This is a genomic window from Bacillus sp. AFS001701 (assembly GCF_002559405.1).
Classification (GTDB): Bacteria; Bacillota; Bacilli; order Bacillales; family Bacillaceae_G; genus Gottfriedia.
In genome coordinates this window covers 1-5,136 of the sequence record NZ_NTZO01000559.1, presented here as the reverse complement: position 1 = coordinate 5,136, position 5,136 = coordinate 1, and the positions used below count along the sequence as shown (strand labels likewise).

General features: G+C 33.2%; 5 protein-coding genes. All 5 read left to right on the top strand.

The window, feature by feature from the left end; translation table 11 throughout:
• The first annotated feature begins 246 nt into the window (after positions 1–246).
• The 5 genes from CN514_RS22820 to CN514_RS22800 all read left to right on the top strand — a co-directional run bounded on the left by CN514_RS22820 (position 247) and on the right by CN514_RS22800 (position 4,878).
• Positions 247–867, top strand: a complete 621-nt coding sequence (locus CN514_RS22820; protein WP_098234533.1) for an NAD(P)/FAD-dependent oxidoreductase — start codon at positions 247–249, stop codon at positions 865–867.
• 75 nt (positions 868–942) lie between these two features.
• On the top strand, positions 943–1,278 hold the full coding sequence (locus tag CN514_RS22815; protein ID WP_098234532.1) for a metal-sensitive transcriptional regulator: 336 nt from the start codon (positions 943–945) through the stop codon (positions 1,276–1,278).
• 18 nt (positions 1,279–1,296) lie between these two features.
• On the top strand, positions 1,297–1,503 hold the full coding sequence (gene copZ / locus CN514_RS22810) for a copper chaperone CopZ (RefSeq protein ID WP_098234534.1): 207 nt from the start codon (positions 1,297–1,299) through the stop codon (positions 1,501–1,503).
• 81 nt (positions 1,504–1,584) lie between these two features.
• Complete coding sequence (locus CN514_RS22805) at positions 1,585–4,008, top strand: heavy metal translocating P-type ATPase (protein ID WP_098234531.1); 2,424 nt, start codon at positions 1,585–1,587, stop codon at positions 4,006–4,008.
• 12 nt (positions 4,009–4,020) lie between these two features.
• Entirely contained in the window at positions 4,021–4,878 is an 858-nt protein-coding gene (locus CN514_RS22800; protein ID WP_098234530.1) for a hypothetical protein, read from the top strand.
• Positions 4,879–5,136 lie beyond the last annotated feature (258 nt).

Here is a 5,136-nt window from a genome sequence, read left to right as displayed (position 1 = left end):
CTCCCTAGGTTATTAGTAAAGAAATAATTTCTCGTTTTTTAGAGTATATCAAATCTTAATTAAATTTTTGTTTACAAACAAAAAATTTGGAACTAAAATGAAAGTGCAACATACCATAGTAGGGTATAGTATATGGAGATTGATTTTTGGTTTTTAGAAGTAAATTATTATTTTCGAATCTAAATGAAATAATATGACAATACTGGACTTTAAAAATAAAATTGTCTATTCAGGGGGTGAGACAGAATGGAGAAGACTAAAAAAATAACAATTGCAGTTAACGGTGGAATTAGCTTTGGAGCAAAGTTAAACGCAAAACAACTAGTAACAATTGCTAAGCATATAGGGGAAGAAGAACTAGAATTAACTACTTTTCAACAATTATATATAGATGTACCGGAAGAACGACAGCATGAAATTATTAATGAATTTATTAGTGTAGGCTTACATTGTTATCCAGTAGGAGATGTAGTAAAGAGCTTAAGAACTTGTAATTTTTGTAAGGGTGAATTAGAAGAAGGTATGCCAGTCGCCAAAGAACTGAATAATCGGATAGCTGGGAAAGAAGTTCCTTTTACAGTTCGTGCTGCTTACACAGGTTGCCCTGTGGGATGTGGTGAGCCATTGATGAATGACATTGGTATTATGAAAGTTAACGATCACTATAATTTCTATATTGGTGGGAAATCTAAAGGAAAAGATGCTGAAGTAGCGCAGATACTATACGAGAGGTTAGAACCTGATCAATTATATTATTATATAGAGAGGTTCCTTGATGTTTATAAACATGAAGGAAAGAAAAGAGAAACAGTTAATAAGTTTATTAAAAGAATCGGTATTGAAGAATTAAAAATTAAAATCGGTTAAGTATTTGAAATTATGTAATATCCTCTTTATTAAAAAATAGGTTATATTAGAAATAAAATAAGAGGGGATGAAAGAATGTCATTAAATAATGAAAACTCAAAAGTAAATGAGGAGTGTTGCACAACAGATGAAAGAAAAAGTCACCACTCTGAAAAAACAAAACAAAATTTAGTGGCAAGGCTTAACCGAATCGAAGGGCAAGTTAGAGGGATTAAGGGATTAATTGATAAAGATACCTATTGTGATGATATAATCACTCAAATTGCTGCTACACAAGCAGCGTTAAATAGTGTAGCAAAAATATTACTTGAGGGTCACATGAAAAGTTGTGTACTTGAAAGAATACAAGTAGGCGATACAGCTGTTTTAGATGAAGTATTAGTGACATTTCAAAAATTAATGAAAAAATAAGGAGAGTCCAAAATGGTTATTGAAAAAACAATCTTACATGTTGAAGGAATGTCTTGTGGACATTGTATAAAAGCAATAGAAGGTAGTGTAGGTGAATTAAAAGGTGTTAAATTTGTAAAAGTAAGTTTAGAATTTGGAACTGTTGAAGTAGAGTTTAACACGAATGAGATAAGAATTGCTAAAATCAAAGAAACAATTGATGATCAAGGCTATGATGTAAAATAATATTGAAAAAGAACGTGCTAAATAGGGCACGATTTCTTTTAAATAAAAATATACCCCTAATGGGTATGTGGAGGTTTTAGAATGACTGAAAAATTCAAAGAAACCAATTATCAAATTACAGGAATGACATGCGCAGCTTGCGCACTTCGAATAGAAAAAGGATTAAATAAATTAGAGGGGGTTGAAGAAGCTAATGTAAACTTGGCAGTAGAAAAGGCATCGATAAAATACAATCCCGCGAGTATTAACATCGAATCGATTCAAAAAAAAATCAAGGATCTTGGTTATGATGTAGTCACAGAAAAAGTTGAATTTGATATCGTCGGTATGACGTGTGCAGCCTGTGCGACTAGAATAGAAAAAGGATTATCAAAACTTGAAGGTGTAATACAATCTAATGTAAATCTAGCTCTTGAAAAAGCAACGATCGAATATAATCCAGAACTTGTTAAGCCATCAGATATGATTAATAAGGTTGATAAGTTAGGGTATAAAGCTTCTATTAAAAGTGAAGATAATCAAAAGGAAGCAGTAGATCATCGTGAAAAGGAAATCGAAACCCAAAAGGGAAAGTTAATGTTTTCAATTATATTATCGATTCCTTTATTGTGGTCAATGGTAGGACATTTTAATTTTACTAGTTTTATATATTTGCCTGAAATGTTTATGAATCCATGGATACAACTTGCATTAGCTGCACCTGTTCAATTTGTGATTGGCAAACAGTTTTATATAGGTGCTTATAAAGCGTTAAAAAATAAAAGTGCTAACATGGATGTACTAGTTGCACTTGGTACTTCTGCAGCTTTTTTCTACAGTCTGTATATTACCATCAAATCAATTGGTAGTAATCAACATATGTTAAGTCTATATTTTGAAACAAGTGCGATATTAATTACTCTAATTATTTTAGGTAAACTATTTGAAGCGAAAGCAAAAGGTAGATCGTCAGAAGCGATTAAAAAATTAATGGGCCTTCAAGCAAAAACGGCAATTGTATTACGTGAAGGTGAAGAAATAGAAATTCCGCTAGAGGAAGTTGTTGTTGGAGATATTGTCTATGTTAAACCAGGTGAAAAAGTACCAGTTGATGGGGAAGTTATTGATGGGCGATCTGCCATTGATGAATCTATGCTTACTGGTGAGAGCGTACCAGTTGATAAATCAATCGGTGACTTTGTAATAGGTGCTACGATAAATAAAAATGGATTCTTAAAAATTAAAGCAACAAAGGTTGGAAAAGACACAGCTCTAGCTCAGATTGTAAAGGTAGTTGAAGAAGCACAAGGATCGAAAGCTCCTATTCAGCGGTTAGCAGACACAATTTCAGGTATATTTGTTCCTATCGTTGTTGGAATTGCGGTTGTTACGTTTCTTATTTGGTTCATTTGGGTGACACCAGGAGATTTTGCTGAAGCATTAGAAAAATTAATTGCCGTATTAGTTATTGCATGTCCATGTGCATTAGGATTAGCTACTCCAACATCAATTATGGCAGGCTCAGGTCGTTCAGCAGAATATGGAATCTTATTTAAAGGTGGAGAACATCTAGAAACAACACATCGCATTACAACTGTTGTTTTGGATAAAACAGGTACTATAACACATGGTACACCAGTTCTTACTGATATCATTGTTTCAGAGGAAATAAACGAAACAGAATTTTTAACAATAGTAGGTACTGCGGAGTTCTCATCAGAACATCCTTTAGCAGTATCGATCGTAGAAGGCATCAAAGAAAAGGGGATTACACTTAAAAATAATTCAGAATTTGAAGCAATTCCTGGATATGGTGTAAAAGCAATAGTAGAAGAAAATGAAGTTCTTGTAGGAACAAAAAAATTGCTTGAACAAAACTACATTGAAGTCCCAAATGAAGCGTTAACTAAAAAAGACAATTTTGAGCAAGAAGGAAAAACAGCTATGCTCGTAGCTATTAACAAGAAATACGCAGGGCTAATTGCAGTTGCAGATACAATTAAAGCCACTTCCAAAGAGGCTATTAAACGATTACAAGAACTTGGACTTGAAGTAATCATGATGACAGGAGATAATCAGCAAACAGCAATGGCAATAGCAAAAGAAGCTGGAATTACAAATGTAATTGCGGAAGTATTACCAGAGGGTAAAGCAGACGAAGTGAAAAAATTACAAGAGCAAGGAAAAAAGGTTGCAATGGTTGGAGATGGAATTAATGATGCTCCAGCATTAGCAGTATCAGATATTGGGATGGCCATTGGTACAGGAACAGATGTTGCAATGGAAGCAGCGGATATTACCTTAATTCGTGGAGATCTAAATAGCATTGCAGATGGAGTATATATGAGTAAGAAAACAATTAGTAACATTAAGCAAAACTTATTCTGGGCATTTGCATACAATACACTTGGTATTCCTTTAGCAGCTATGGGACTTCTTGCGCCTTGGTTGGCGGGTGCTGCAATGGCATTTAGTTCAGTATCAGTTGTACTAAATGCACTTCGATTACAAAGAATCAAGTTATAAGGGAGATTCAATATGAAAAAATGGGCTATTTCAGCTATTGTTTACTTGTTGGTTTTAATAGGAGGATACTCTATCTACACCAATTATTTTCAATCTAAGGATATGGACCATAATGCAGTGATCGGTCAAAATCAAAATGGTCACAGTATGCACGGCGGAAAAGAAGGAACAGAAAATCAGGATAATACCAAGGTGGATTTTAAATTTTTAGAAACACCTCAAAGTGGTAAAAAATCAACTTTAAGTATTATGGTTAAGAATAATGAAGGAAAACCAGTTAAGGATTTTGAATATGAGCACGAGAAATTAATGCATTTGATAATAATAAGTAAAGATTTATCGTTTTTCGAACATATTCATCCGGAATATAAGGGGGATGGGAAATTTGAAATTTCACCTAATTTCCCATCAGGTGGCGAATATAAATTGTATGCAGATTTTGTACCAAAAGGTGAATCAAAGATTGTAAAAAGTTCAGTTGTAAAGGTTGAGGGGCAGGTAGATCAACCGTCAAAATTAGTTGCGGATCAAAAGTTAACAAAAGTAATTGATGGAAAGGAAATTACGCTAACGTTTGATCATCTAATGACAAATATGGAATTACCGATGACATTTACGATAAAAGATGCAAAAACAAAGAAACCAATAACGAACTTACAACCATATTTAGGTGCAATTGGTCATGTAGTAGCAATTAGTGGTGACACAGAAACCTATTTACATGTTCATCCTATGGAAGAAAATACTACAGGTCCTGATGCAAAGTTCATGACTTCTTTCCCGAAAAAAGGGTTATATAAAATTTGGGGGCAATTTCAACATGAAGGAAAAGTATTTATTGTTCCATTCACTGTTAATGTTCCCGAATAAAATGGAGGATCTTCCTAATGGAAGATCCTTATTTATGTTAATAAACTATACATTTTTATAATTTCCTCCTACCAATAAGAAAAATTTCACTTAAGCTAGTACTTAAAAAAAAACTGACTCAAAAAGTCGTCATTTCAACGGATCTTTTGAGTCAGCCTCTTTCAAGAAGAATGTTTTTGATAAACAACTTGATTCTAATTATTATTATTTCAAATCATTTTTTACATCACGGTTGGTATTTTGGAAGTCACCTACAAA